This window comes from Pseudomonas sp. S1_E05, assembly GCF_056337105.1.
This window is the reverse complement of sequence record NZ_JBFRHM010000001.1, coordinates 1,256,725-1,282,981: the sequence shown is the minus strand read 5'-3', so window position 1 is coordinate 1,282,981 and position 26,257 is coordinate 1,256,725. Positions and strand designations below refer to the sequence as shown.

General features: G+C 61.3%; 22 protein-coding genes and 1 pseudogene. 9 read left to right on the top strand and 14 right to left on the bottom strand.

All coding sequences use genetic code 11. From position 1 onward, the window contains the following. Window positions 1–100: 100 nt before the first annotated feature. Window positions 101–331, bottom strand: coding sequence for a DUF3079 domain-containing protein (locus AB4N33_RS05960; RefSeq protein WP_476456698.1), 231 nt, complete (start codon window positions 329–331; stop codon window positions 101–103). 154 nt (window positions 332–485) lie between these two features. Between AB4N33_RS05960 and AB4N33_RS05955 the strand changes: the two genes are divergently transcribed. The 5 genes from AB4N33_RS05955 to AB4N33_RS05935 all read left to right on the top strand — a co-directional run bounded on the left by AB4N33_RS05955 (window position 486) and on the right by AB4N33_RS05935 (window position 4,012). Further along, complete coding sequence (locus AB4N33_RS05955) at window positions 486–824, top strand: hypothetical protein (RefSeq protein ID WP_476456697.1); 339 nt, start codon at window positions 486–488, stop codon at window positions 822–824. Window positions 825–912: 88 nt separating this feature from the next. Next, entirely contained in the window at window positions 913–1,443 is a 531-nt protein-coding gene (locus AB4N33_RS05950) for an iron transporter (protein ID WP_460124220.1), read from the top strand. 1 nt (window position 1,444) lies between these two features. Then, window positions 1,445–1,774 (top strand): cupredoxin domain-containing protein, encoded by a 330-nt coding sequence (locus AB4N33_RS05945; protein ID WP_460141615.1) that lies wholly within the window; start codon window positions 1,445–1,447, stop codon window positions 1,772–1,774. A 16-nt stretch (window positions 1,775–1,790) separates the two neighbouring features. Continuing rightward, the gene (locus AB4N33_RS05940) at window positions 1,791–2,645 is read left to right on the top strand and encodes an FTR1 family iron permease (protein WP_476456696.1); all 855 of its coding nucleotides are present in this window, start codon (window positions 1,791–1,793) and stop codon (window positions 2,643–2,645) included. Next, window positions 2,633–4,012 carry a 4Fe-4S binding protein gene (locus tag AB4N33_RS05935; RefSeq protein ID WP_476456695.1) on the top strand — a complete coding sequence of 460 codons (1,380 nt, stop codon included), beginning with the start codon at window positions 2,633–2,635 and terminating at the stop codon, window positions 4,010–4,012. The genes AB4N33_RS05940 and AB4N33_RS05935 overlap by 13 nt, the downstream gene beginning before the upstream one ends. 148 nt (window positions 4,013–4,160) lie before the next feature. Here the strand turns inward: AB4N33_RS05935 and AB4N33_RS05930 are convergent. The 12 genes and pseudogenes from AB4N33_RS05930 to AB4N33_RS05875 form a co-directional block, all read right to left on the bottom strand. Then, a pseudogene (locus tag AB4N33_RS05930) lies at window positions 4,161–5,779 on the bottom strand (methyl-accepting chemotaxis protein). Between the two features lie 74 nt (window positions 5,780–5,853). Next, window positions 5,854–6,549: an anaerobic ribonucleoside-triphosphate reductase activating protein gene (locus tag AB4N33_RS05925; protein WP_476456694.1), complete on the bottom strand. Its 696-nt coding sequence runs from the start codon at window positions 6,547–6,549 to the stop codon at window positions 5,854–5,856. After that, entirely contained in the window at window positions 6,546–6,713 is a 168-nt protein-coding gene (gene nrdD, locus AB4N33_RS05920; protein ID WP_460124205.1) for an anaerobic ribonucleoside-triphosphate reductase, read from the bottom strand. Before nrdD ends, AB4N33_RS05925 begins: the two co-directional genes overlap by 4 nt. Window positions 6,714–6,757: 44 nt before the next feature. Beyond that, window positions 6,758–8,773, bottom strand: a complete 2,016-nt coding sequence (locus AB4N33_RS05915) for a ribonucleoside triphosphate reductase (protein ID WP_476456693.1) — start codon at window positions 8,771–8,773, stop codon at window positions 6,758–6,760. Between the two features lie 298 nt (window positions 8,774–9,071). Further along, window positions 9,072–10,058 (bottom strand): GTP 3',8-cyclase MoaA, encoded by a 987-nt coding sequence (moaA, locus tag AB4N33_RS05910; protein ID WP_476456692.1) that lies wholly within the window; start codon window positions 10,056–10,058, stop codon window positions 9,072–9,074. A 25-nt stretch (window positions 10,059–10,083) separates the two neighbouring features. Continuing rightward, window positions 10,084–11,037 carry a peptidylprolyl isomerase gene (locus AB4N33_RS05905; protein WP_476458784.1) on the bottom strand — a complete coding sequence of 318 codons (954 nt, stop codon included), beginning with the start codon at window positions 11,035–11,037 and terminating at the stop codon, window positions 10,084–10,086. 7 nt (window positions 11,038–11,044) lie between these two features. Then, entirely contained in the window at window positions 11,045–11,725 is a 681-nt protein-coding gene (gene narI, locus AB4N33_RS05900) for a respiratory nitrate reductase subunit gamma (protein ID WP_460124197.1), read from the bottom strand. Beyond that, window positions 11,718–12,473 carry a nitrate reductase molybdenum cofactor assembly chaperone gene (gene narJ / locus AB4N33_RS05895; protein ID WP_460124195.1) on the bottom strand — a complete coding sequence of 252 codons (756 nt, stop codon included), beginning with the start codon at window positions 12,471–12,473 and terminating at the stop codon, window positions 11,718–11,720. The genes narI and narJ overlap by 8 nt, the downstream gene beginning before the upstream one ends. 2 nt (window positions 12,474–12,475) lie before the next feature. Further along, window positions 12,476–14,014, bottom strand: a complete 1,539-nt coding sequence (gene narH, locus AB4N33_RS05890; protein ID WP_460124193.1) for a nitrate reductase subunit beta — start codon at window positions 14,012–14,014, stop codon at window positions 12,476–12,478. 1 nt (window position 14,015) lies between these two features. Beyond that, entirely contained in the window at window positions 14,016–17,789 is a 3,774-nt protein-coding gene (locus tag AB4N33_RS05885) for a nitrate reductase subunit alpha (protein ID WP_476456691.1), read from the bottom strand. Between the two features lie 69 nt (window positions 17,790–17,858). Further along, on the bottom strand, window positions 17,859–19,271 hold the full coding sequence (locus AB4N33_RS05880; protein ID WP_460124187.1) for a NarK family nitrate/nitrite MFS transporter: 1,413 nt from the start codon (window positions 19,269–19,271) through the stop codon (window positions 17,859–17,861). 25 nt (window positions 19,272–19,296) lie between these two features. Then, window positions 19,297–20,550 (bottom strand): MFS transporter, encoded by a 1,254-nt coding sequence (locus AB4N33_RS05875; RefSeq protein WP_460141609.1) that lies wholly within the window; start codon window positions 20,548–20,550, stop codon window positions 19,297–19,299. 303 nt (window positions 20,551–20,853) lie between these two features. On the opposite strand from AB4N33_RS05875, the gene AB4N33_RS05870 reads away from it, so the two are divergent. The 4 genes from AB4N33_RS05870 (at window position 20,854) to AB4N33_RS05855 (ending at window position 24,513) form a co-directional block, all read left to right on the top strand. Next, entirely contained in the window at window positions 20,854–22,656 is a 1,803-nt protein-coding gene (locus AB4N33_RS05870) for a HAMP domain-containing protein (RefSeq protein ID WP_476456690.1), read from the top strand. Then, window positions 22,653–23,294: a two-component system response regulator NarL gene (narL, locus tag AB4N33_RS05865; protein WP_460124179.1), complete on the top strand. Its 642-nt coding sequence runs from the start codon at window positions 22,653–22,655 to the stop codon at window positions 23,292–23,294. Before AB4N33_RS05870 ends, narL begins: the two co-directional genes overlap by 4 nt. 86 nt (window positions 23,295–23,380) lie before the next feature. Beyond that, entirely contained in the window at window positions 23,381–24,058 is a 678-nt protein-coding gene (locus tag AB4N33_RS05860) for a Crp/Fnr family transcriptional regulator (RefSeq protein ID WP_476456689.1), read from the top strand. Window positions 24,059–24,132: 74 nt separating this feature from the next. Then, window positions 24,133–24,513, top strand: a complete 381-nt coding sequence (locus AB4N33_RS05855; protein ID WP_476456688.1) for a putative zinc-binding protein — start codon at window positions 24,133–24,135, stop codon at window positions 24,511–24,513. A 105-nt stretch (window positions 24,514–24,618) separates the two neighbouring features. Here the strand turns inward: AB4N33_RS05855 and AB4N33_RS05850 are convergent, their stop codons facing one another. After that, window positions 24,619–26,175, bottom strand: coding sequence for a methyl-accepting chemotaxis protein (locus AB4N33_RS05850; RefSeq protein ID WP_476456687.1), 1,557 nt, complete (start codon window positions 26,173–26,175; stop codon window positions 24,619–24,621). Window positions 26,176–26,257 lie beyond the last annotated feature (82 nt).

Here is a 26,257-nt window from a genome sequence, read left to right as displayed (position 1 = left end):
GACTGGGACCACCGCAGGTCAAAAAGGGCAGTCGTCAGACGCAAAAATGCCGCTCAATGAGCGGCATTCTGTTTGATCTGCAGGAAGGGGCCGAACAGGTTCAGGCGGTCGAATCGTCCTTTACTCGCTCCCCCGCCGACCGGTCCGTCGCAATCACCGCGTCAATCCCCCAGTCATTGGGCTCGGCCCAATCCTCGCCGAACATTTCCACCGGGTGCATGGTGCGATCGGCGCCGTTACCGCAGGCCAGGGATTTCGCCGGACAATACCGATCACACCCCCAGCAGATGCGTTCCGGGTGGCTGGGATTGACGGGGAAATTCTTGGCCATGCCGTGCTCCGATCTTCAAGGGGCGTATTCCCACCCTACAACCTTGAACTGCCGCCAGCCTTGACTCACGTCAAGAATGGACACCCAACACCCTTACACGCTTCACATTCCTCGGGCTAAGCTTGTCTCGCCTGATACAGACCGGAGAGTCGCGATGCTTAACAAGAATCCTGCCACCCAGAATCCGCCGCCACTGTCCACATGGGACGATCAAGACGTCACCGAGCACGAAGCGTTCACGGCCCCACCCGCCTTGACCAACGCGGAGCTGGTGCACCTGCGGGTCAGGGTGATTGCCCTGGAAAACCTGGTCATCGCCCTGCTGGCCGAAGGCTCGGAGCGCCAACGGGCGATAGCCCGGGAAATGGCCGATTTCATTTCCCCACGATCCGGTTTCACGCAACACCCGCTGACTATTCACGCGGCGGACCACATGACCCACAGCGTTGAGCGCGCCGAACGTTTCCGTCGACGGGAGGAAATTGAGGTTTAAATGCTCAAAACTTGATAACAATCATTATTGTTCGCAGTGAAGCTTCCTAGACTCGGGTTCCTATTTCCACAGTCCCCAGGAAGTCACCATGCGTACCCCGTTCTCGCTGTCACTCGCCCTGCTCCTGCTCGCACCATTGGCCCATGCGAAGGAATACCCGATCGGATCGCCGCAGATGTGCGCCGGGCTGGAGGTCGGAGCGGTGTACTTGCAGCCGATTGAAATGGAACCCGCCGGCATGATGCGCGCCACCGCGGATTCCGACGTGCACCTGGAAGCCGACATCCGTGCCACTGCGGACAACCGTAACGGCTTCCAGGAAGGCAGTTTCGTGCCGTACCTCAACGTCTCGTTCAAGCTGAAAAAGGTCGGCGGCGAGCAGGAGCTCAAGGGCGATTTCCACGCCATGGTGGCCAACGACGGCCCCCACTACGGCGATAACGTCAAATTGCTCGGCCCTGGCAAATACCAACTGACCTTCACCGTCCTGCCACCGAGCGGCCATGCTGCACTGGGTCGTCACACCGACAAGGAAACCGGCGTCGCCCCATGGTTCGACAAGTGCGAGCTGAACTACGAGTTCGTCTACGCCGGCATCGGTAAAAAAGGCGGTTACTGAGATGAAGCGCCTGCCGCTGGCCCTGCTGCTGGCCGCAACCCTGGCACCGCTGGCCGCCCAGGCCGAGCTGCCGACCTATGAACTGAGCCTCAACGATGGTCATTTCACCCCCGCCGTGCTCGAGGTGCAGGCGGGACAGCGCTTCAAGATCATCTTGAAAAACATCGGCCAGGGGCCTGCCGAGTTTGAAAGCACACCGCTGCGAGTGGAAAAGGTGCTCTCGCCCGGGGTGACCACATTCGTGGTCATCCACCCGCTTAAACCTGGCCAATACCCGTTCTTCGACGAGTTCAATACGCAATTGCCCGAAGGCAGCATTCTCGCGAAATAACCCGTACGGAGTTCTCATGAATCAATCAATGTTCATCGTCTGGCGGGAAAGTGTCGAGGCGCTGCTGGTCATCGGCATTCTCCAGGCCTGGATCAGCCAACAGAGCCAGGGCAGCCGACTGGTCAAGTTCCTTTGGGCCGGGGTGGTGCTGGGGCTGTTGTTCTCCGGCCTGCTGGCCGGGCTGATCCTGTTGGCGGGCAGCGCCATGAGCGGACCAGCCAGTGAATGGTTCCAGGCTGCGCTCGCCTTGATCGCCAGCCTGTTGATCGTGCAAATGGTCAGCTGGATGCACCGCCATGGACGCACGCTCAAGCAGGACCTGTTGCGCGATGCCGACAGCAAGATGTCCCGGCAAGGTGGCTGGGGCCTGTTGCTGTTGGCGCTGCTCGCGGTGAGCCGCGAAGGCAGTGAAACCGTGGTGTTCCTGTATGGCGCCGGGGCGCAATTGCGTGGCCCGCAGTTGGGTCTGTTCGCCATCGGTGGCGCGCTCGGCCTGGTGCTGTCAGCGCTGACCATCGTCGTGCTGCATGGCAGTCGCCGGTTTATCTCGTGGCAACGATTCTTTGCCATCAGCGAGACGATCCTGCTACTGCTCGGCGCGGCGTTGCTGGTCAGCGGCATCGAGCGGGTGGGCGGCCAACTGCTCGCCATGGACGTGCCGGAGTGGGTCTACAGCCTTGCCGGTGATGCGCTGTGGGACAGCAACGCCTTGCTCAGCGACAGCCATGGCATGGGTGGTTTTCTTGCCGGTTTCACCGGTTACCGGGCCACGCCCAGCGCCCTTGCCGTGCTCGCATGGCTGGGTTATTGGTTGCTGGTCGGTGGCTGGCTACGGCTGCGAACCGCGGACAAAGTCCCATGCCTGAACTGACCTGGCGCGACCGCTGGTTGCAGCGCCTGGGAGACGGGATGCGTCATCACGCCCCCGTCATTCGGGCGGTGCAGTGGTTTGTCGTGCTGTTCTATGCCTTGCTGCTGGTGATCCCGGCGCTGCTGCCACTGCCGGACAGCCAGGCGCGGATGCTGGATAACCTGACCCTGTTCGCGCAGTTTCTGTTCTGGGGTCTCTGGTGGCCGTTCGTGCTGCTGTCGATCGTGCTGTTCGGCCGAGTGTGGTGTGGCGTGTTGTGTCCGGAAGGTTCGCTCAGCGAATGGGCCAGCCAGTACGGCAAAGGTATGGGCGTGCCACGCTGGGTCCGGTGGGGCGGTTGGCCGACCCTGGCGTTCTGCCTGACCACCCTCTATGGCCAACTGATCAGCGTCTATGACTACGCGCAAGCGGCGCTGTTGATCCTGGGCGGCTCGACCGTGGCGGCAGTGGTCGTCGGCTTGCTGTTCGCCCGGGGCAAGCGCATCTGGTGCCGTTACCTGTGCCCGGTCAGCGGCGTGTTCGCCCTGCTCGCCCGCCTTGCACCGGTGCACTTTCAGGTCGATGAACAACGCTGGGTGGAAAACGCCGCCCCCCGCCAGCCACCGCCCAACTGTGCGCCGCTGCTGGACATTCGCCGCCTGCGCGGCGCCAGCGACTGCCATGCCTGCGGGCGTTGCAGCGGCCAGCGGGGCGCAGTGCAGTTGATCGCCCGCTCGAGCAATCAGGAAATCCTCGAATCAACGACGCAAAGCGTTTCCGCCTGGGACGTGCGCCTGTTGCTGTTCGGCGTGATCGGCTTGGCGATGGGCGCCTTCCAGTGGACGGTCAGCCCGTGGTTCATCGCCCTCAAGCAAAGCCTTGCGCAATGGCTGGTGGAGCATGATCAACTGTGGGCCCTGGACGACAATGCGCCCTGGTGGCTGCTCACCCATTACCCGCAGCTCAATGACAGTTTCAGCTGGCTCGACGGGTTCAGCATCATGGCTTACCTGGGGGTGAGTTCGCTGGTACTCGGCGCGGCATTGCTGATTATCATGCGCCTGGCCGCCCGGCTGGCCGGTGATCGCGCACTGTATTGGCCCCTGGCACTGACCCTCACGCCCCTGGGTGGTGCGGGACTGTTTCTCGGGCTATCGGCGACCACCGTGAAATTACTGCGTTATGAAGGCTTGTTGCTGGAGTGGGTGCAACCGGCCAGGGCCTGCTTGCTGATCGCGGCGGTGGGTTGGAGTGTGCTGCTGGGGTACAAGCGCCTGAACCGGCAACGACTGCCCGTGCCAAGACGACTGGCTGCCGGCACCTGCCTGATGATGGCCAGTGGATTGATCGGGTATGGCTGGTGGTTGCAGTTTTGGGGTTGGGCCTGATGACTTCCCCCATTCCCTGTAGGAGCGAGCATGCTCGCGATGGAGGCAGGGACAACACGGGCATCCAGGCAGCCCGCGTTATCGTTGACCTCCATCGCGAGCATGCTCGCTCCTACAGGGGGATTGGGGTGTCAGAGAAAAACGCGATCTAAACCTTGAACCGCGCCACCGTCTGATGCAGGTCGCCGGCCATTTGTGCCAGCTCCTGGCCAGCGCTGTCAGTGTGTTGGGCACCGAGCAGGACCTGCTCGGATAAGCTGCGGATGCTCACCAGGTTGCGGTCCACTTCCCGGGCCACCAGCGCCTGCTGTTCGGTGGCACTGGCAATCATCATGTTGCGTTCGTTGATCTGTGAGATGGACCGGGTGATCTGATCCAGCGCCTCACCGGAACGCCGCGCGACTTCCAGGGTGGACTGGACCAAATCGTTGCTGCCCTGCATGGCGGTCACCGCAAGGCCGCTGTCCTGGCGAACATTGTCGATCATCTGTTCGATTTCCTGGGTCGATTCCTGGGTGCGCTGCGCCAGCGCCCGCACTTCATCGGCCACCACCGCAAAGCCGCGCCCGGCTTCCCCGGCCCGCGCCGCCTCGATCGCCGCATTGAGAGCCAGCAGATTGGTCTGGCCTGCAATGCCGCGGATCACGTCCAGCACCTTGCTGATGTCCTGGACCCGGCCAGCCAGTTGTTCAATCCGTTGGGAGGTCTCGATGACGCCATCCGCCAGCACGCCAATCGACGCAACCGTTTCCTGGACCTGTTCACGTCCCCGATGCGCGGTTTGCTCGGATTGCCGCGAGGCCTCGGAGGTGTTGACCGCATTGCGCGCCACTTCATCCACGGCGGCGGTCATCTGGTTGACGGCAGCCGCAGCCTGCTCGATCTCCTGCCCCTGCAATTGCAGGTTGCTGGCGGTCTGGCTACTGACGGCGCTGAGTTCCTCGGAAGAACTCGCGACCCGATCCACCGAGCCTGCGATGTGCTTGACCATGGTGTTGAGGTTCTGCTGCATCTGGCGCATGTTCATCATCACGCTGCCGGCGCCGCTGGAATTCACCGGCACCTCAGTCGTCAGGTCACCCTCGGCGATCTGGCTCAGGACCCGCGCGGCATCATTCGGTTCGCCGCCCAGGGGCCGCGTCACGCTGCGGGTGACAATGATCGCAGCACCGATGACCAGAGCGACACAAAACACAAACAGGCCGAGCATGTTGCGCCGCGCCTCGCTGTACAACTGCTGCGCCGACTGCTCACGGTCGGAGAATATTCTTCCCTGTAGCGCCATCAACTCATCCAGGCTGCGGTACACCTCAAGCTCAGCCGGGATGACCTTTTGCTTGAGTTGAGCCATGGCGTCATCGGTCGCGCCTTGCCCGATCAATACCTGCACCTGGGTGAACGCGGCGACGTACGCTTCGCGGTTTTTTTCAATGCCGTATAGGCTGCCTTTCCCTCGGGCAGGTCGAACAACGGCGCAAGGATTTCGAAGGCCTGGGTGATGCGTTTTTTCGTGGTATCGATCGACTGTTGAGCTTGCAGGTTATCTTTGCTGATCAACAGATCCCGCGTGTTTCTGGCGTTGTCGCGAACGCCGGTGGCGATCACCATCATCGGCTCGATTTTCGGCCAGTCCTGCTTGACGATGACCTCCGACTGCTGCTTGAGCGTCGCCAGGTCATTCAACGCGTAAAACGCAATCCCCATCAGTGCCAGCGGTGCAATTGCAAAGCCGATCACGATACGTTGTGCCGTGGATAATTTAGCCATATCAAATGCTCCCCGTTTGATACCTGCCCGAAGGCAGCGCATTTGAACATCATGGTTGGGCTGTGCCGTCCCGGTCACCCCCGCAAAACGAAGACCGGAAACAGCTCGCGCATCGCGTCCCAAAGATCGGGTAGCAAGGCCTGTGCCGAAACGCTCGACAACAAGGGGTCGAACATCCGTTCGGTGCGCACCAGTTGGACAGCGAACCGTTTGACGCCCAGGGCACTCAGGCGCTGGGCAAGCACCAGCAGGCGTTCGGGTTCGAACAGATGCCAGTGCACGGTGGTGCGACATTCATAGTCAACGTCACTGGCCAGCAGGTATTGGAGGCTGCGCCAGTTGGCGGTGCCGCTGCCCTCGACCCGGGTGATCGCCTGGGTGTCCTCGGGCAGCGCCTTGACGTCGAACCCCACCCAATCCGCCCCTTCCAGTGCCTTGGCAAAGGCCGCCGGCTTGATCCCGGCACTGTGCAGGCCGATGCGAAAGCCCATGGCCCGCACTTCATCCATGGCCCCGAGCAGACAGTCCTGCAACGTCGGCTCGCCCCCACTGAACACCACGGCATCGAGCAGATCCTGACGGCGTTGCAGAAACGCGATGACCCGCCGCCAATCCACTTCCTCGGTGCCCCGAGGCGGGATCAGTTGCGGGTTATGGCAGTACCGACAACGCCAGGCGCACCCCTGGCAGAACAGCACGCAGGCAAGTTGCCCCGGATAGTCGATGGTGGTCAGGGGCACCATGCCCCCGACCCGGATCACTCGACTCATTGACGCCCGGCCGCAGCCGAGCACTCGGTGAAATGGACGCGCTCGCGGTGCTCGGACTGTTTGCCGGGGTTGAACGCCGACACCGGACGGTGGTAACCCATCACGCGGGTCCAGACTTCGCAGCGTTGACGTTGAGCCTGTGGCAGGGTTTGCGATGCAGTCATGGTGAAGCTCCTTGCGGTTGAGTGGATCAAATCATTGAGCGGTGTCATGGAGCGGTGGCGGCTTTCTGCTCCTTGAGCAGCAAGGCCTCGTCGCATTTCGGGCAGAACTCGTGCTCGCCATCGAGGTAGCCGTGCACCGGGCAGATCGAGAAGGTCGGCGTCACGGTCAGGTACGGCAGGCGGAAGCGCCCCAGGGCCTTGCGCACCAGTTGCTTGCAGGCCTGGGTCGAGGAAATCCGCTCGGCCATGTACAAGTGCAACACGGTGCCACCGGTGTATTTGCATTGCAGTTCGTCTTGCAGCTCCAGGGCTTCGAACGGATCTTCGGTGTAACCCACCGGCAACTGCGAAGAGTTGGTGTAATACGGTGCCTGGGCGCTGCCAGCCTGGAAAATGTCCGGGAAACGCTTGAGGTCTTCCTTGGCGAAGCGATAAGTGGTGCCTTCCGCGGGCGTTGCTTCGAGGTTGTAGAGGTGGCCGGTTTCCTCCTGGAAACGCAGAAGCGTGGCGCGCACATGGTCGAGCACGTTGAGCGCAAATTGCCGGCCCTTCTCGGTATGCATGCCCTCCTCGTCGCCGGTGAAATTGCGCAGCATTTCGTGCAGCCCATTCACACCGATGGTCGAAAAGTGATTACGCAAGGTGCCCAGATAACGCTTGGTGTAGGGGTACAAACCGGCATCCATATGCCGCTGGATCACTTTGCGCTTGACCTCCAGGCTTTCCATCGCCAGTTCCATCAGCGTGTCCAGACGCTGCAACAAGCCACTGGTATTGCCCTTGAACACATAACCCAGGCGCGCGCAGTTGAGGGTGACCACCCCCAGCGAACCGGTCTGTTCCGCCGAACCGAACAGGCCGCCACCGCGCTTGAGCAGCTCGCGCACATCCAGTTGCAGGCGGCAGCACATCGAGCGCACCTGGTTGGGCTGCATGTCGGAGTTGAGGAAGTTCTGGAAGTACGGCAAGCCGTAGCGCGCGGTCATTTCAAACAGGCGGTCGGCGTTTTCGCTGTCCCAGGGAAAGTCATGGGTGATGTTGTAGGTCGGGATCGGGAAGGTGAACACTCGCCCTTTCGAGTCGCCTGCCTGCATCACTTCGATGTAGGCGCGGTTGAGCAGGTCCATTTCCACTTGCAGGTCGCCGTAGGCAAACGGCATTTCCTGGCCGCCGATCACTGGGATCTGCTCTTTGAGGTCCTGCGGGCACACCCAGTCGAACGTCAGGTTGGTGAACGGGGTCTGGGTGCCCCAGCGCGACGGCACGTTGAGGTTGTAGATGAACTCCTGGATCGCCTGGCGAACCTCATCGAAGCTCAGTTGGTCCTTGCGCACGTACGGCGCCAGGTAAGTGTCGAAAGAGCTGAACGCCTGGGCGCCGGCCCATTCGTTTTGCAGGGTGCCGAGGAAGTTGACCATCTGGCCCAGGGCGCTGCTCAAGTGCTGCGGCGGGCCGGCTTCCACCCTCCCCGGTACGCCGTTTAGGCCTTCGTGCAACAGGGTTCGCAACGACCAGCCGGCGCAGTAGCCGGCGAGCATGTCGAGGTCGTGCACATGCAGGTCAGCCTCCCGGTGCGCCTGACCGATGGCTTCGCTGTACACCTCATCCAGCCAGTAATTGGCGGTGACCTTGCCCGACACGTTCAGTACCAGCCCGCCCAGGGAGTAACCCTGGTTGGCGTTGGCCTGTACGCGCCAGTCTTCCCGGTCGAGGTATTCGTTCATCGAGGTCGCGACTTCGACCATGGTTCGGCGGTCGCGTCGCAGACGGCCGTGCTGTTCGCGGTAGACGATGTAGGCCCGCATCGCGAAGAAGTAACCGGCGTCCATCAGGACCCGCTCGACCCGATCCTGGACCTGCTCGACATGCAACCTCGGCATGCCGTCCAGGCGGGCAAGCACTGCCTCGAGCAAGCCTTCGACTTCGACGTCCGTGTACTCCCCGGTCGCCTTGCCGGCGGCGATCAATGCCTGACGAATCTTGTTGGCATCGAAGGCAACCAGGTCGCCATTGCGCTTGTGCAAGCGGTTACTTCCCACTGAGATCAGCGTGCTCTGCATTCGGCCTCCAAACACTACATATTGATTTTTAGAAATTCAAAAACACAAGATGATGTGAAGACTACGGACTAAATTGGGCTGTGCAATTGATCGATATCAAGTTTGGGCGGGGAAAAAAAGCCGCTCGAAAGCGGCGAGGAAAGGGAAGTTTTGGAAGGGTGACCGCCGACCACCGCACTCACTGTAGGAGCGAGCTTGCTCGCGATGGCGGTGCATCAGCCTAAAGTGATGTCGCCTGACGCTCCGCCATCGCGAGCAAGCTCGCTCCTACAGGGGTGTTGGTGTGCAATGGGTTATGTCACCCCCCACTCATATTCATGAACCGCACAATCTGCACATCGCCTTGCGGGGTGAAGTCATGTCGTAGCGGTTTGCCGCGCAAGGCCTTTTGCACCGCGTTGATCACCGGCTGGTCATCCAGCGGATAACGACGCAGTAACCCGCGCAGATCCAGGGCGTCGTCCTGCCCGAGGCACAGCAAGAGCTTGCCTTCAACGGTCATGCGCACCCGGTTGCAGGTGCCGCAGAAGTTGTGGCTGTTGGGGGAGATGAAACCGATGCGCGTCTCGGGATGTTGCTCCAGGCGCACATAGCGTGCCGGCCCGCCGCTGTTTTCCGTGCTGTCGAGCAACCGATGGTGTCGGCCAATTTCTGTCCGCACCTCTTCGCTCGAACAGAACGACTCGCCACGGGACCGCCCGACATCGCCCAAGGGCATTTCCTCGATGAAACTGATGTCGATACGCTGGTCGATGGCGTACTGCACCAACGCCGGCACTTCATCGAAGTTGCGCCCCTTCATCACCACGCAATTGAGCTTGATCCGCTCGAACCCGGCATCCCGCGCCGCCTCGATACCGTTGAGCACCTGATCGAGGTCGCCGATGCGGGTGATGGCGCGAAATTTGTGCGGGTCCAGGCTGTCGAGGCTGATGTTCATGCGTTTCACACCGGCCTCCACCAATGGTCGCGCCAGTCGGCCCAGTTGCGAGCCATTGCTGGTCATCACCAGTTCGCGCAAACCGGGCAGCGCGGCGATGTTGCGGCACAGGTCGACGATGCCTGGGCGGATCAACGGCTCGCCGCCGGTGAGGCGGATCTTGCGCACACCCATGCCCACGAACAACGTGGCCAGGCGCTGCAATTCCTCCAGCGTGAGCACCTGCTGACGCGGCAGGAAGGTCATGGTTTTCGCCATGCAATACACACAGCGAAAATCACACCGGTCCGTCACCGACATCCGCAGATAATCGATCTGCCGTCCAAAGCCGTCTTGCAAGTTCATCACGTCTCCCGGTTTGCCTCGATGCCTACTGCACCAGTGGTGAATCGGCGCCCTGCAAATGAATGCCGCGAACATCCGCCGCACCGATCAGGGTTTGCAGGTACTGCACCAGGGCTTTTTGCCAGACACCTTGTTGCAACTGCGTGCGGATCGCCGTCGCCACCGCTTCATAAGGCAATGGCTGGCCTTCGATGCGCTGATCAACGCTGATCACATGCCAGCCGTAGCGGCTTTCCAGCGGTTTGCTGGCCAGCCCGGCTTGCAGCGTGAACAATTGACGCTCCAGCTCCGGCACCGTCTGGCCCTTGCTGATCTGCCCCAGCGAACCGCCCTGCTCCTTCGAAGGGCAGGCCGAGTACTTCTGGGCCAGCTCGGCGAAACTGCCGGGCAAGTCGTTGAGCCGTTGCAGCAGCACTTCGGCCTGGTCGAAGGCAATGCCCCGGGCCTCGGCGTCGTCCGGTGCGCATTCGAGCAGGATGTGCCGCACTGCCAGCAACGGCGCGCTGTGAAACCGCGCACGGTTGCTTGCGTAGTAGCGAAGGCTGGTTTCTTCATCCAGCTCAGGCACTTTCACCTCACGCTCGAGCAACAACCGTGTGGCCGCCTCCTCTTCGTTCTCGCCGGCACCGACTTCGAGCGACAACCCGAGTTCGGCAATGCGCTGCTGCAACAACTCACGGATCACCAGCGCCTTGGCGGCGAGGTACACCGCCTCCTCGCGACTTTCCGCCGGGTGATATTGCAGCTCCTGCGCCATCGCCTCCGGGGTGATCACCACCTCGTTGACGCTGATGATCGGCCATTCCTGTTCACTGCTGGCGATCAACTGGGCAGGCGTTTCTTCGACTGCCGCCGGTTCCACTGCCAGCTCTTCGAACAGTGCCGCCGGCGCCGCATCGAGCACCTCCTCAACGGGTCTTGAAGAACCGCAGCCACCGCCGCCCGCACCACCGCCGCCACATCCACAACCTGACATGATGACCTCCTCAGAATTTCTGCCGAACGATTTGATAACGACGTCCCAGGTACCAGACCGGCGCGCTGACGATGTGCACCAGACGGGTGAACGGGAACAGCACGAACAGGGTCAGGCCCAGGAACACGTGCAGTTTGTAGGTCAGGCCAACCGGAGCGATGGACGCTGCCGCCTCGATCGGGCGCAGCATCACGGTGTTCTGCGCCCAGTCGGCGAGCATCACCATCACCGAACCGTCCATATGCGCAGTAGAGGCAACGATGGTCAGCAGGCCCAACAGCAATTGCGCCAGGAGCACGAACAGGATCAGGATGTCCGACGTGCTGGAAGTGGCGCGCACCCGTGGGTCGGTCAGGCGACGTTTGATCAGCATCAGCAAGCCGATCAGGCACAACAGGCCAAAGAAGCCGCCGGACACCATCGCCAGCAATTGCTTGTGCTCGGTGCTGATCACATGGTGATAGATCGACGCCGGGGTCAGCAGGCCGACGAAGTGGCCCGCCAGCACGAACAGCACGCCAACGTGGAAGAAGTTGCTCGCCACGCGCATGCCGCGTCCGTTGAGCATCTGGCTGGAGCCCGCCTTCCAGGTGTATTGCGACAGGTCGAAACGTGCCCAACTGCCAATCAGGCAAATCGCCAACGCCACGTAGGGATAGATCCCGAACACCAACAGATTCCATTTAGACATTGCGTGCCTCCTTGGCAGGCACGGCGGCCTGCCCTTCATGCTGAAAATCCACCCAGTGCAACGGCACTGCGCTTTCTTCCCGGGCCTTGCCCGGTGCGCTTGGCATCGAGCCGCAGCGCTCCTGCTGCTCGGCCTTGAGGAAGTCCACGGCCTCCTCTTCCCAGACTTTGTCCAGGGCTTCGAGGGAGTCGTCGCGTTTCTCGGCGGCGACCTGCTCACGCAGGTCGGCCACGGCCTGGTGCGGCTCGGTGCCGGCAATCTGCAGCAGCGCACGGAAGCAACTGGCGTAGGCGCTTTCACGCTCCTCCAGGCGCGCCGCGAGCAAGGCCAGCAAGTGCGCGACATCCGCCAGGCCCTCGCGGGCCTCGCCATCTTCGCGGGTGGACAGATACTCCAGGTACAGCGGGATGTAGTCCGGCAGCTCCTTGACGCCGATGGCAAACCCGGCTTCTTCGTACTGCGCCATCATGTCGACCATGGCCTGGCCACGGTCGCGGGACTCGCCGTGCACGTGTTCGAACAGCAGCAGCGACAGCGAGCGGCCCCGGCCGAACAGGGCACCGTAGTGCTCCTGTCCGTCCATCAGGTCATTGCCGCAGATCAGCTCCAACAACTCGAACAAGGCACCACGCTGTTTCGGGCTGATTTCCCGGGACTGGTGAATCGCCTGCTCGAGCTCATCACGGCCGCTGACCAGGGTTTCGGTCGGGTAATCGAGCAACAACGAAATCACTTTGAGGATTTGCATGCTCAGTCCTCCCACAACTGGACGGTTTTGAGGATGTCGCGACGGTTGGCTTTCTTCGCCCCGAACATGTTGGTGTCGGAACTGCCGCTGCAACCGCTGCCGAAGCTGAAGCCGCAACCGGAACGCTCGGCGAACGCGTCGCTCATGGCGTCTTCACGGTGGGCGCTCGGCACCACGAAACGATCTTCGTAGTTGGCGATGGCCAGGTAGCGATACATCTCCTCGACCTGGTTCACGCTCAGGCCGACATCCGCCAGCACTTGCATGTCCTTGACGCCATCGACCTGCTCGCTACGTTTGTAGGCGCGCATGGCCAGCAGGCGCTTGAGCGCACGCTTGACCGGTTTTTCGTCGCCGGCGGTCAGCAGGTTAGCCAGGTAGCGCAGCGGAATACGCAGGCTGTCGACGTCCGGGATCACCCCGTTCATGCCAACGGTGCCAGCCTCGGCAGCGTTTTGAATCGGCGAGAGCGGTGGTACGTACCAAACCATTGGCAAGGTGCGGTATTCCGGGTGCAGCGGCAGTGCGAGTTTCCAGTCCACGGCCATTTTGTAGACCGGCGAGCGCTGGGCGGAGTCGATCACCGATTGCGGAACGCCGTCGGCCAGGGCCTGGCGAATGACCGCCGGGTCGTTTGGATCGAGGAAAATCTCCAGTTGTTTCTCGTACAGGTCCTGCTCGTTGGCGGTGCTCGCCACTTCGCTGATACGGTCGGCGTCATACAGCAACACGCCCAGGTAACGGATACGCCCTACGCAAGTTTCGGCGCAGACGGTCGGCATGCCAGCTTCGATCCGTGGGTAGCAGAAGATGCACTTCTCGGATTTACCGCTTTTCCAGTTGAAGTAAATCTTCTTGTACGGGCAACCGCTGATGCACATCCGCCAGCCACGGCACTTTTCCTGGTCGATCAGGACGATGCCGTCTTCTTCACGCTTGTAGATCGCACCGCTCGGGCACGATGCCGCGCACGCCGGGTTCAGGCAGTGCTCGCACAGGCGCGGCAGGTACATCATGAAGGTGTTTTCGTACTCGCCATAGATGTCCGCCTGGATCTTGTCGAAGTTCTTGTCCTTGCGACGCTTGGCGAACTCAGTGCCGAGGATCTCTTCCCAGTTCGGGCCCCACTCGATTTTCTCCATGCGCTTGCCGGAGACCAGCGAGCGTGGACGTGCTACCGGCTGGTGCTCGCCCAAGGGCGCGGTGTGCAGGTGCTGATAGTCGAAGTCGAACGGCTCGTAGTAGTCGTCCAGGCTCGGCAGGTCCGGGTTGGCGAAGATGTTCGCCAGCACGCGGAACTTGCCGCCGATGCGCGGGTTGATCGAGCCATTGGCGTTGCGGATCCAGCCGCCCTTCCACTTGTCCTGGTTTTCCCATTCTTTGGGGTAGCCGATGCCGGGTTTGGTTTCAACGTTGTTGAACCAGGCGTACTCCATGCCTTCGCGGCTGGTCCAGACGTTTTTGCAAGTGATCGAGCAGGTGTGGCAGCCGATGCATTTGTCCAGGTTCAGGACCATGCCGATTTGTGAGCGAATCTTCATCTCAGTTCTCCTCGATGTCGGTCGGCAGTGGACGCGGCAAGGCATCGCCGTCGGTGCCATCGAGCCAGTCAATTTTGGACATTTTGCGCACCACCACGAATTCGTCGCGGTTGCATCCGACGGTGCCGTAGTAGTTGAAACCGTAGGCCTGCTGCGCGTAGCCGCCGATCATGTGGGTCGGCTTGAGCACCACGCGGGTCACCGAGTTGTGGTGGCCGCCACGGGTCTTGGTGGTCTGCGCACCCGGCACGTTCACGATCCGTTCCTGGGCGTGGTACATGATCACCATGCCGTCTTTCACGCGCTGGCTGACCACCGCTCGGGCGGTCAGTGCACCGTTGGCGTTGAAGCACTCGACCCAGTCGTTGTCCTCGATGTTGGCGCGCTTGGCGTCGTTCTCCGAGAGCCAGACAATCGGGCCGCCACGGCTCAGGGTGAGCATCAGCAGGTTGTCGGTGTAGGTACTGTGGATGCCCCACTTCTGGTGCGGAGTGATCCAGTTCAGGACGATTTCGGTCTCGCCGTTGCCACGCTTGCCTTTGACGCCGGCAATGGTGCGGGTGTTGACCGGTGGGCGATAGTTCATGAACTGCTCGCCGAACGCCTGCATCCACGGGTGATCCTGGTAGAACTGCTGGCGACCGGTGATGGTGCGCCACGGGATGTCTTCGTGCACGTTGGTGTAGCCGGCGTTGTAGCTGACGTGTTCATCCTCGAGCCCCGACCAGGTCGGGCTGGAGATGATCTTGCGCGGCTGCGCCTGGATGTCGCGGAAACGAATCGCTTCGTGGGCCTTGGACACCGCCAGGTGGCTGTGGTCGATGCCGGTGAATTCCGACAGCGCCGCCCAGGCCTTGACCGCTACGTGGCCGTTGGTTTCCGGAGCCAGGGACAGGATCACTTCGGCAGCGTCGATGGCCGTGTCGATTTTTGGCCGACCCTGGCTGATACCGTCAGCGGTTTCGTGGTGGTTCAGCTCGCCGAGGAATTCCACTTCCTCTTCGGTGTTCCAGTTGATGCCCTTGCCGCCGTTGCCGTGTTTCTCAAGCAAAGGGCCCAGCGAGGTGAACTGCTTGTAGATGTTGGTGTAGTCACGCTCGACCACTTGCAGGTTCGGTGCGTTCTTGCCCGGTTGCGGGGCCACACCGGCGGTTTTCCAGTCGGTGCCGCCGAACGGCTGGGCCAGTTCGCCCACGCTATCGTGCATCAGGGGAACGGTCACCAGGTCTTTCTCGACACCCAGGTGCCCTTCGGACATGGCGGAAAACGCCTTGGCGATGCCTTTGTAGATTTCCCAGTCGGAACGCGATTCCCAGGCCGGGTCGATGGCGGCCGACAGCGGGTGAATGAACGGGTGCATGTCCGAGGTGTTCATGTCGTCTTTTTCGTACCAGGTTGCGGTCGGCAACACGATGTCGGAATAGACGCAGGTCGAGGACATGCGGAAGTCCAGGGTGGTCACCAGGTCAAGCTTGCCGATGGAGCCCTGATCGACCCATTCGGCTTCTTCAGGTTTGCAGTCGCCCACCTGGCCGATGTCTTCGTTCATCACCCCGTTCTTGGTACCCAGCAGGTACTTGAGCATGTACTCGTGGCCCTTGCCCGAGGAGCCCAGCAGGTTGGAACGCCAGATGAACATGTTGCGCGGGAAGTTGACCGGGCTGTCCGGCTGTTCGCAGGCAAAGCGCAGCGAACCGTCCTGCCACGACTTGACCACGTAGTCTTTGGGGTCCATGCCAGCGGCTGCGGCATCGCGGCAGATGTTCAGCGGGTTGGTGTTGAGTTGCGGCGCGCTCGGCAACCAGCCGGCGCGTTCGGCGCGGATGTTGTAGTCCAGGGCATGTTCGGGGAACTGCGACTTGTCGGCCAATGGCGACAATATGTCGTGCATGCTCATCTTCTCGTGGCGCCATTGCGAGCTGTGCGCGTAGAAGAAGCTGGTGCCGTTCATCTGGCGTGGCGGACGGTTCCAGTCCAGGCCGAAGGCCAGTGGCAGCCAGCCGCACTGCGGACGCAGTTTTTCCTGGCCCACGTAGTGTGCCCAACCGCCACCGGTCTGGCCGACACAACCGCAGAGCATGAGCATATTGATCAGCCCGCGGTAGTTCATGTCCATGTGGTACCAGTGGTTCATCGCCGCGCCGACGATGATCATGGAACGACCTTTGGTTTTGTCGGCGTTGTCGGCGAACTCACGGGCGATCTGAATGGCTTTTTCACGGCTGACGCCGGTGATCTGCTCCTGCCAGGCCGGGGTGCCAGGCACCGAGGCGTCGTTGTAGTCCTTGGCGACGTTGGCGCCACCCAGGCCACGGTCGATCGCCAGGTTGGCGGCCGAGAGGTCAAACACGGTGGCGACTTTCGCCACGCTGCCGTCGGCCAGGGTCACGCTGTGTACCGGCACACGGCGGTACTGGATGGCCTCGCCAGCGACGTGTTCGAAGTGCTCTTGCGACTCACCGGCAAAGTACGGGAACGCCACTTCGGCCACGTCTTCGCCGATCAGGCTGAGCTTCAGGTCGATCTCGCGACCTTCGCCGCCTTCACGCGGCAGAATGTTCCACTTGCCCTTCTCGCCCCAGCGATAACCGATGGAGCCTTGCGGCGACACCAATTCGCCATTCGCGTCCAGGGCGATGGTTTTCCATTCCGGGTTGTTGTCCTGGCCGAGGTTGTCGGTCAGGTCACTGGCGCGCAGGAAGCGGTCCGGTTGGTAACCGGCTGCCTGGGTCGCATCCGCCGTTGGCTTGAGCAGGACCAGCACCGGCAAGTCGGTGAAGCGCTTGGCATACTCGGTGAAGTAGGCGCTCGGCTTGTCCAGGTGGAATTCTTTGAAGATGACATGGTTGAACGCTTGCGCCAGCGCCGCGTCGGTCCCCTGTTTCGGGTTCAGCCACAGGTCGGTGAGCTTGGCGACTTCCGAGTAGTCCGGGGTGATCGCCACAGTCTTGGTGCCCTTGTAGCGAACTTCAGTAAAGAAGTGCGCGTCGGGGGTACGGGTCTGCGGAACGTTGGAGCCCCAGGCGATGATGTAGTTGGAGTTGTACCAGTCGGCCGATTCCGGCACGTCGGTCTGCTCGCCCCATACCATTGGCGAGGCTGGCGGCAAGTCGCAGTACCAGTCGTAGAAGCTCAGGCAGGCGCCGCCGATCAGCGACAGGTAACGGGCACCCGCGGCGTAGCTGACCATCGACATCGCCGGGATAGGCGAGAAGCCGACCACCCGGTCGGGGCCGTAGGTCTTGATGGTATAGACGTTGGATGCGGCGATGATTTCGTTGACTTCATCCCAGCTCGAACGAATGAAACCACCCATGCCGCGCTTGCTCTTGTACGAGTCGGCCTTGGCCTTGTTCTCGACGATGCTCGCCCAGGCTTCCACGGGCGCCATGGTCAGGCGCGCTTCACGCCACAGCTTGAGCAGCGGCTTGCGGATTTTCGGGTACTTGAGGCGGTTGGCGCTGTAGATGTACCAGCTGTAGCTCGCACCACGCGGGCAACCACGGGGTTCATGGTTGGGCAAGTCGTTGCGGGTCCGCGGGTAGTCGGTCTGCTGGGTTTCCCAGGTGATCAGGCCGTTCTTCACGTAGATTTTCCACGAGCAGGACCCGGTGCAGTTCACCCCGTGGGTGGAACGCACGATCTTGTCGTACTGCCAGCGGGAACGGTAGACGTTCTCCCAGTCGCGAGACTCCTTGCGGGTCTCGCCATGACCGTCGGAAAACTCGCTTTGCTTGCGATTGAAAAACCGCAGTTGATCCAGTAAATGACTCAAGGTTATGTCCTCTCAGGCTTGCTGCGGGGTTCTGCGCCCCGCCCACGCAATGGTTGGATGGGGGTCGTATCAGCAGGGGTTCGCGGCGCCTTTGCGCGCGTAGCACCACCAGGTCACGACGATGCAGCTCAGGTAAAAACCGACAAACATGTAGAAAGCCATCTCCGGGCCGCCGGTCTGGGCCATCGACGTGCCGAACGATTTAGGGATGAAGAACGCACCGAAGGCGCCCATGGCGGAGCTGAAGCCGAGCACGGCGGCGGATTCCTTGCCGGCATCCTTGAGCGCTTGATCACGCACGGCTTGCGGTTTGCCGGCCGAGGCTTTCTCGTGCTGAGTGCGGAAGATCACCGGGATCATGCGGAAGGTGGAGCCGTTGCCGATGCCGGTGGTGATGAACAGCAGCATGAACATGCCCAGGAAGCCGTAGAAGCTGCCGCCCTGGGCGGCGCCGCCGTTGTGGCTGACTGGCAGGAAGTGCAAGACACCAAAGACCATCACGATCATCAGCACGAAGTTCCACAGGGTCACCCGCGCACCGCCGAGCTTGTCTGCCAGCCAGCCACCCAATGGACGCACCAGGGCGCCAACCAGCGGGCCGAGGAAGGCGAATTTCAGGGCAATGACGTCCGGGAACGACGTCTTGATCAGCAGCGGGAAGGCTGCGGAAAAGCCAATGAACGAACCGAAAGTGGCCAGGTACAGCCAGCACATCAACCAGTTGTGCTTGCGTTTGAAGATCACCGCCTGCTCGCTGAACGAAGCGCGGGCGCTGGACAGGTCATTCATGCCGAACCAGGCAAACAGGGTGACCAGGACAATGAACGGCACCCAGATGAAACCGGCGTTCTGCAACCACAACTCACCACCGTCCGGCAGGGTTTGCGATTTGCCACCGAGGAAGCCAAACACGCCGAAGGTGATCACCAGCGGCACGCAGAACTGCATCACTGACACGCCCAGGTTACCCAGGCCGGCATTCAGGCCAAGCGCGGTGCCTTGTTGCGATTTCGGGTAGAAGAAGCTGATGTTGGACATGCTGGAGGCGAAGTTGCCGCCGCCAAAACCGCAGAGCAAGGCGATCCACACGAACACGCTGTAAGGAGTGCTCGGGTCCTGTACGGCAAAGCCCATCCACAGCGAAGGGATCAGCAGTGACGCGGTGCTCAGGGCGGTCCAGCGACGGCCACCGAAGATCGGCACCATGAACGAATAGAAGACGCGGAACGTAGCACCGGACAACCCTGGCAATGCCGCCAGCCAGAACAACTGGTCGGTACTGAAGTTGAAGCCGATGGCGTTCAGACGCACGATCACCGTGCTCCACACCATCCACACCGCAAAGGCCAACAGCAGCGCGGGGATGGAGATCCACAGGTTGCGCGTGGCGGTTTTCTTACCGCTGCGGCCCCAGAAAGTCGGGTCTTCGGGGCGCCAGTCGTGGATGACCGGGCCTTTATCAGGCTTTTGTAGAACGGACATGGTGTTCTCCTTGCAAGGCTGGAATTCAGGAGCGAGGCAGCGACGGTTCTTTACCGAGCACCTGGCTTTTGCGTACTTCGCTGATGTACATCCAGGTCAGGGACACCCAGACCACCCCGTACAGCAGCATGAAACAGGAGGAGCGCACGCCGGTGAGGTCCACCAGGGCGCCAAACATGATCGGCAGGACGAAACCACCCAGGCCGCCGGCCAGGCCGACGATGCCGGACACCGCCCCCATGTTTTTCGGATAGTCGTTAGCGATGTACTTGAAGACCGAGGCCTTGCCGAATGCGAAGGCGATGCCCATGACGAACAGCAGCACGGTGAACAGCGCAGGGCTCAGGCCGATGTGGAAGTCCACCGGACCATTGATGGTCTGCACCTGCAGTTGGGTTTGCGGGTACGACAGCAGGAACAGGCAGATCCAGCTCACCCACAGCACCCACCAGGTCACGCTCTGCGCGCCCCACCGATCCGACATCCAGCCACCGACGGCACGCAACACGCCGCCAGGCAGGGAGAAGCAGGCGGCCAGCAGCGCCGCGCTTTGCAGGCTGAAACCGTATTCCTGCACGTAGTATTTGGTCATCCACAACGCCAGGGCGACGTAGCCACCGAAGACGATCGAGTAGTACTGGCAGTAGCGCCACACCGCCGGGTCTTTCAGCGATGCCAGTTGTTCGCGGAGGCTGGCGCCCGACGCACTGCGGTGTGCCTTGTTGTCAGCACTCAGGAACCAGAACAGCAACGCCGTAATAAACAGGATGGCGCTGAACACTTTTGGCACCAGCTGCCAACTGCCAGCGGCAATCAAGGCCGGGGCGAGGAACTTGGTCACCGCGGAACCGGCGTTACCGGCACCGAACACGCCCATGGCGAAACCCTGGCTGTCCTTGTCGAACCACTTGGCGACGTAGGCAATGCCCACCGAGAAGGAACCACCGGCCAGGCCGACGAAGAGCCCCAGCACCAGGAACTGCCAGTAGGCGGTGGCGTGACTGATCAGGTAGAGCGGGCCGACGCAGGACAGCATCAGCAGAAAGAACACGATGCGCCCGCCGAACCGGTCGGTCAGCAGGCCCAGTGGCAGACGTACGAGGGAACCGGTCAGCACCGGCGTGGCGGCCAACAGGCCAAACTGAGTTTCGTTGAGCTGGAGCAGATCCTTGATCGGCACTCCAAGCACGGCAAACATCATCCAGACCATGAAACAGACGGTGAAGGCCAGGGTACTCATACCCAACACCAAGCCTTGTTGTACACGGGGTTGGCTCACGATGTTCTCCCAGTCAGTTAGCCATGGCCGCAGACTAAAGAGCCCTACCCCGCAAAAACTTGATCTGTATCAACGTCGCCCCCTCGGCCTCAGGCCTATGCTGGCGCCATCTACCTCTTTGGAGGTAGCCAGGAAAAAGCCTAAAACCCTTTGTTTATCAGCGTTTTAACTTTTTCTACCCAGTGTTCTGTCGACAAGGATCCGTCGACAACTCTTTAGAGGTAGCGCGTCCGGGATCGGGTGCCCACCTACCCGGGAATGCTCCATGCCTTGTTTTTTAGTGCTCTGCCAAGGTCAGCGACCATGATTCGCTGGTTACGCAGCTCCCTGCCCGCTCGCGCCGGTCTCGCGGTGATTCTGATCGCCGTTCTCGCCCTCGCCAGCTCCCTGAGCGCCGGCCTGATCGCCTGGTTCAGCCAGGGCGATGCCGCTGCCATCAATACCGCCGGCTCAGTGCGCATGGAGACTTACCACCTGAGTTGGAAACTCGCCGCCGGTGCCCCCGCCAGCGAAATCGCCGACATCACCACCAGCCTGCAACGGCGCCTCAACAGTCAGTCGCTCAAGGCCGTGCTGGAAGACGGCCCGACCACCGCGCTGCAAATCAGTTTCGGACAGATCCAGCAGCAATGGAGCGAGGTGTTGCACCCTGCGCTGGCGCGTGGCGATGCCGTGGCGTTCCAGGCCGAGGCGCAACCCTTCGTCGAACGGCTGAACCAATTCGTCAGCCTTCTGCAACGCCAGAGCGAACAGAAACAAAGTTGGCAACAGTTCATCCAGGGCATGGCGCTGTTCAGCACCATGTTCATCCTGCTGATTGGCCTGTATGAATTGCAGTACGGCGTGGTCTCTCCGCTCAGGGAGTTGGTGGATGCCACCCAGCGTTTTCGTCGCGGCGATTTCCAGGTGCGCGTCAACCACCAGTCCGATGACGAACTGGGCCAACTGGCTACCAGTTTCAACGCCATGGCCGAGACCATCGAAGAATCCCATCGCACCCTTGAGAGCCAGGTTCAGCAAAAAACCCTGAACCTGCAACAGGCCAACGCGGCGCTGGAGCTGCTGTACCAGAGCAGCCGTAACCTGGCCACGCGCCTGGCCAACGCCGAAGGCCTGGATGACCTGATCCGGCGCTTCCAGCAACGTCTGCCCGGCCTGCGCCTGTCCCTGTGCCTGCAGGGCCAGCCGCAGGCCCCTGCCCAACAGTTGATCGCACTGCACGGTGCCAACAGCCGCGAGGTCTGCGCCAGCAGCGATTGCGCGACGTGCCACCGGCATCACAACACCAGCCAGCAGACCTTCAGCATCAGTAACCAGGGCAGCCAATTAGGCGAACTCAAGGCACACTTCATCGACGGTCACCCGACCCAGGCCTGGGAAACTCAATTGATCCAGGCCCTGGCCAACCTGATCGGCACCTCGCTGTCTCTCAAGCGCCAACGGGAGCAGGACCATCGCCTGCTGCTGCTCGAAGAGCGCACGATCATCGCTCGCGAGCTGCACGACTCCCTCGCCCAGGCGCTGTCGTACATGAAGCTGCAAGTCAGCCGCATGCAGACCCTGATGCGCCGGGGCGAACCGGTGCACACCCTGGAAAGCGTCACCTCGGAATTGCGCGAAGGCTTGAACAACGCCTATCGCCAACTGCGCGAGCTGCTCACCACATTCCGCTTGCAGATCCACGATGCCGGCCTGGTCCAGGAGCTCAAGGACGCCGCCGAGGAGTTCACCCGTCGCGGCGAGTTCAAGGTGCACCTGCACGTTGACACCCTGGCCTTCGAGCTGTCGGCCAGCGAACAGATCCACATCCTGCAAATCACCCGCGAAGCGCTCTCCAACTGCCTGCGCCACGCCCATGCACAGAACGCCTGGCTGGAGCTGCGCCAGGACGGCGAAACCGTGCGGCTCTCGGTGGAAGACGACGGACGCGGTTTCAGCGGCGACGTCGACCAGCGCGAACACCACGGCCTGAACATCATGGATGAACGCGCTCGCAGCCTGCGCGGGCAATTGCACATTTTTTCCAGGGAGCCCCAGGGCACCCTCGTCCAACTGGAGTTCCGCCCGGAATTTCTCGGACAGCACACTGAAGGTAGCGTCGCATGAACACCCAACACCGAATCCTGCTGGTCGACGATCATCCGATGATGCGTCGCGGCATCCGCCAGATGCTCGAGCTCGAAGACGACTTCATGATCGTCGGCGAAGCCAACCATGGCGAAGAAGCGCTGACCCTGATCGAGCCCTTGCAACCGGACCTGGTGCTGCTCGACAACAACATGCCGCAAATGAACGGCATCCAGACCCTGCGGCATCTGCGGGCCATGAACTACACCGGCAAGGTGCTGATGTTCACCGTCTCGGATGCCGAAGACGACATCCGCGACGCCTTGCGCCTGGATGCCGACGGCTATCTGCTCAAGGACATGGAGCCCGAACTGCTGATCCAGTACATCCGCGATGCCATGAACGGCACGCTGGTGGTCAGCCCCGGGCTGACCCGGGTCATGGCCCAGGCCCTGCGCTCGCCGCCACGCCAGGCCGTGGTGGAACTGACCGAGCGCGAGCGCCAGGTGCTCAAGACCATCGCCGCGGGCCTGAGCAACAAGGTGATCGGGCACAAACTGGGGATCACCGAAGGCACGGTCAAGGTGCATGTGAAAAACCTGTTGCACAAGCTCGGTTTGCGCTCAAGGGTCGAAGCGGCCGTGTGGGCCATGGAGCACCTGCACAGTGCAGGTTGAAACGCATGCCTCCTTGGAGGTAGGCCGGCAGAGGCATAGGTCAAGCGGCCTGCGCTCTCTACTATGAGCGACAGCGGAGGTACGCCATGCTGACCCACCCATCCATTGTTTTAACGTTGCGCCGTCATCACCTGTTCAGCCAGTTGCCGGAGAAAGTCTTCGAGGAAGTCTGTGGGCTGGCCATGCTCAAGCGTTTGAGCTGCCACAACACGCTCATGCATCAGGGCGACCCGGCCAAGCGTTTTTTCCTGCTGATCAGCGGGCAAATCAAGTTGTATCGACTGACCGGTGAAGGCCAGGAAAACCTGGTGGAAATCATCCAGCCCGGCCAGACATTCGCCGAAGCCCTGCTCTTCAGCCAGGCGCGCCAATACCCGGTCAGCGCCACGGCGCTCAAGGACAGCGTACTGGTGACCATCGACGGCCAGCACTATCGCAACGCCCTGGAAGATGCGCCAAAGGTTTGCCTGGCAATCCTGGCGAGCATGAGCATCCACCTGCACCTGCGTCTGCGCGACATCGACACCCTGACCATGGCCAGTGCCAGCCGGCGGGTGATCAACTTCCTGCTGCAGGAACGTCACCCCACCACCGGCCAGATCACCTTGCAGGTATCCAAGCGACTGGTGGCGTCCAAGCTTGGGATTCAACCGGAGACGTTCTCGCGAATCCTGCACCGACTGGTGGAGTGCGAGTTGATTACGATGGAGCGGCGCAACATTCGTTTGCTGGCCGATGAAGAGGCATTGGCGGCGTTCCAGTAGGCGAATTGATTGCAATCAATTGTGTAACGCCTCGCACCTTGCACACTGGGACGGTCCACCACAGGAGAATGCCCATGCCCCCTTCAACGCTGCCCTTGGTTTACGCCTGCTCGGGCTGTTCCAACGTCGCGCAACTGGCCAACAACCTGGCTGTGCGCCTGGACCGCAGCGGTGTGGCAGAAATGTCCTGCATTGCGGGCATTGGCGGGCACGTGGGGTCGCTGCTCAACAAGGCACGCTCCGGACGCAGGATCTATGCCCTGGATGGTTGCCCTTTGCAATGCGTGGAGAATTGCCTGAAACAGCATGACTTGCACGCTGATGTCCATCTGATCCTGAGCCATTACGGGCTGCGCAAGCGATATGGCGAGGATTGCACCCAGGAGCAGAATGATCAGTTGTTCGAAGGGATCAGGCAGTTGATTGTCAGTGACCTGGCGCCCTGTAACCTGTAGGAGCGAGCATGCTCGCGATGGAGTCACGGCCGCCGCGGGGTGTCAGGTACCCAGCGGTATCGTTCACGACTATCGCGAGCATGCTCGCTCCTACAGGGCGGCAGGTCAGACAGTGAATTTCCCGACCAGCACTTCCAGCTCATGCCCAAGGCGCGCCAGCTCGATGCTGGAAGCGGCGGTTTCCTCGCTGGCACCGGCCGTTTGATCGGAAATATCGCGCACGTTGATCACGCTGCGGTTGATCTCCTCGGCCACTGCGCTCTGCTGTTCCGCCGCCGTGGCGATCTGCTGGTTCATCGCCTGGATGGTCGACACCGTGCGCGTGATGCCTTCGAGCGACTCACCGGCGCGCCGAGTGAATTGCACGCTGCTTTGGCTCATGTCCAGGCTGGTGTCCATGCTCGCGGAAACGGCTTCGGTGCTGGTTTGAATGCCGACAATCAGGCTTTCGATTTCTTCGGTGGAGCGCTGGGTACGTTGGGCCAGGTTGCGCACTTCATCGGCCACTACCGCAAAGCCGCGCCCCGCCTCGCCGGCCCGTGCCGCTTCAATGGCCGCGTTCAGCGCCAGCAGGTTGGTCTGTTGTGCCACGGCCTTGATCACGTCCAGCACACCACCGATCTTGTCGCTCTGCCCTTTCAGATGAGCCACGGCCTTCGCTGAGCTGCCCACCTCTTGTGCCAGGCGCTCAATGCGCTCGATGGCATCGCCCACCACCTGCTCACCTTCATTGGCCTGCTGATCGGCAACGGTCGCAGCCCGATTCGCTTCTTCGGCGTTGCGAGCAACGTCTTGCACGGTCGCGGTCATTTCGTTCATGGCGGTGGCGACGTGGTCGGTTTCCATTTTCTGGCTGTTGACCCCGGCGCTGGTCTCTTCGGTCACCGCGGACAACTGCTCGGCGGCGCTGGCAACCTGTACCACACTGTGGCGGATGCCGCCGATCAAGTCTCGTAGCGCGAGGGTCATTTGCTGCAGGCTCGATTGCAGTTGGCCCAGTTCGTCGCGTCGGTCGACTTTCACGTCGTGGCTAAGATCGCCCTTGGACACGCGCGACATGGCTTCCAGCGTGTGACGCAGGGGGCCGACGATTTGTCGGGTGATGACCCAGGCGGTCAGGCTGCCGATCAATAACGCGAGTATGCCGAGCCCGACCAACAGCGACTTGGCGGCGGTAGCATCGGCATCGCGCTTGTTGTTCTGCGCCTCGATCAATTCCTGGGAAGTGGTCAGCAGACGATCGCCCAATTGCACCAGACGGCTGTACAACGCTTTGACGTCGGTCGCGGGTTGACTCAGTTGAGGCAAAAGTTTTGCGTACTCTTTGACCGCGTCAATTTGCTGGGCAAGTAACGCCTGATCAGCGGCCGTGCTGTAATGCCCTTTGATACTTTCCAGGTGAGTGGCCAACCGATCAAGAATCTTGTAGACGGGCTGCAAAGCTTCAACCTGAGTATTGCTGCCCGCCCGTAACCGCTCGATACGTAACTCTCGGGTGTATTCGCCGACTTTGACAATGTTCTCGATCTTTACGCCCCGCTCGGTCAGCGAGGTCAACGCATGCCAACCGGCAACGATCAACAGTAATGCCAGACCCAGTACGAGGCCAAAACCAAGTGCCAATTTGGCACCCACACGGATATTCCTGATCCATACAAACATACCCACTCCTATTAGCCATGCTTACTGATTGGAGTCGGTATCGGTTGTGCGATAGTTATCTTGAGTAGACTTTAGTCGCTGA

Bases quoted from the DNA above. Each gene is read 5' to 3' on its own strand.
- AB4N33_RS05960 (WP_476456698.1), bottom strand. From the start codon at position 331: ATGGCCAAGAATTTCCCCGTCAATCCCAGCCACCCGGAACGCATCTGC.
- AB4N33_RS05955 (WP_476456697.1), top strand. From the start codon at position 486: ATGCTTAACAAGAATCCTGCCACCCAGAATCCGCCGCCACTGTCCACA.
- AB4N33_RS05950 (WP_460124220.1), top strand. From the start codon at position 913: ATGCGTACCCCGTTCTCGCTGTCACTCGCCCTGCTCCTGCTCGCACCA.
- AB4N33_RS05945 (WP_460141615.1), top strand. From the start codon at position 1,445: ATGAAGCGCCTGCCGCTGGCCCTGCTGCTGGCCGCAACCCTGGCACCG.
- AB4N33_RS05940 (WP_476456696.1), top strand. From the start codon at position 1,791: ATGAATCAATCAATGTTCATCGTCTGGCGGGAAAGTGTCGAGGCGCTG.
- AB4N33_RS05935 (WP_476456695.1), top strand. From the start codon at position 2,633: ATGCCTGAACTGACCTGGCGCGACCGCTGGTTGCAGCGCCTGGGAGAC.
- AB4N33_RS05925 (WP_476456694.1), bottom strand. From the start codon at position 6,549: ATGAGTCGAGTGATCCGGGTCGGGGGCATGGTGCCCCTGACCACCATC.
- nrdD (WP_460124205.1), bottom strand. From the start codon at position 6,713: ATGACTGCATCGCAAACCCTGCCACAGGCTCAACGTCAACGCTGCGAA.
- AB4N33_RS05915 (WP_476456693.1), bottom strand. From the start codon at position 8,773: ATGCAGAGCACGCTGATCTCAGTGGGAAGTAACCGCTTGCACAAGCGC.
- moaA (WP_476456692.1), bottom strand. From the start codon at position 10,058: ATGAACTTGCAAGACGGCTTTGGACGGCAGATCGATTATCTGCGGATG.
- narI (WP_460124197.1), bottom strand. From the start codon at position 11,725: ATGTCTAAATGGAATCTGTTGGTGTTCGGGATCTATCCCTACGTGGCG.
- narJ (WP_460124195.1), bottom strand. From the start codon at position 12,473: ATGCAAATCCTCAAAGTGATTTCGTTGTTGCTCGATTACCCGACCGAA.
- narH (WP_460124193.1), bottom strand. From the start codon at position 14,014: ATGAAGATTCGCTCACAAATCGGCATGGTCCTGAACCTGGACAAATGC.
- AB4N33_RS05880 (WP_460124187.1), bottom strand. From the start codon at position 19,271: ATGTCCGTTCTACAAAAGCCTGATAAAGGCCCGGTCATCCACGACTGG.
- AB4N33_RS05870 (WP_476456690.1), top strand. From the start codon at position 20,854: ATGATTCGCTGGTTACGCAGCTCCCTGCCCGCTCGCGCCGGTCTCGCG.
- narL (WP_460124179.1), top strand. From the start codon at position 22,653: ATGAACACCCAACACCGAATCCTGCTGGTCGACGATCATCCGATGATG.
- AB4N33_RS05860 (WP_476456689.1), top strand. From the start codon at position 23,381: ATGCTGACCCACCCATCCATTGTTTTAACGTTGCGCCGTCATCACCTG.
- AB4N33_RS05855 (WP_476456688.1), top strand. From the start codon at position 24,133: ATGCCCCCTTCAACGCTGCCCTTGGTTTACGCCTGCTCGGGCTGTTCC.
- AB4N33_RS05850 (WP_476456687.1), bottom strand. From the start codon at position 26,175: ATGTTTGTATGGATCAGGAATATCCGTGTGGGTGCCAAATTGGCACTT.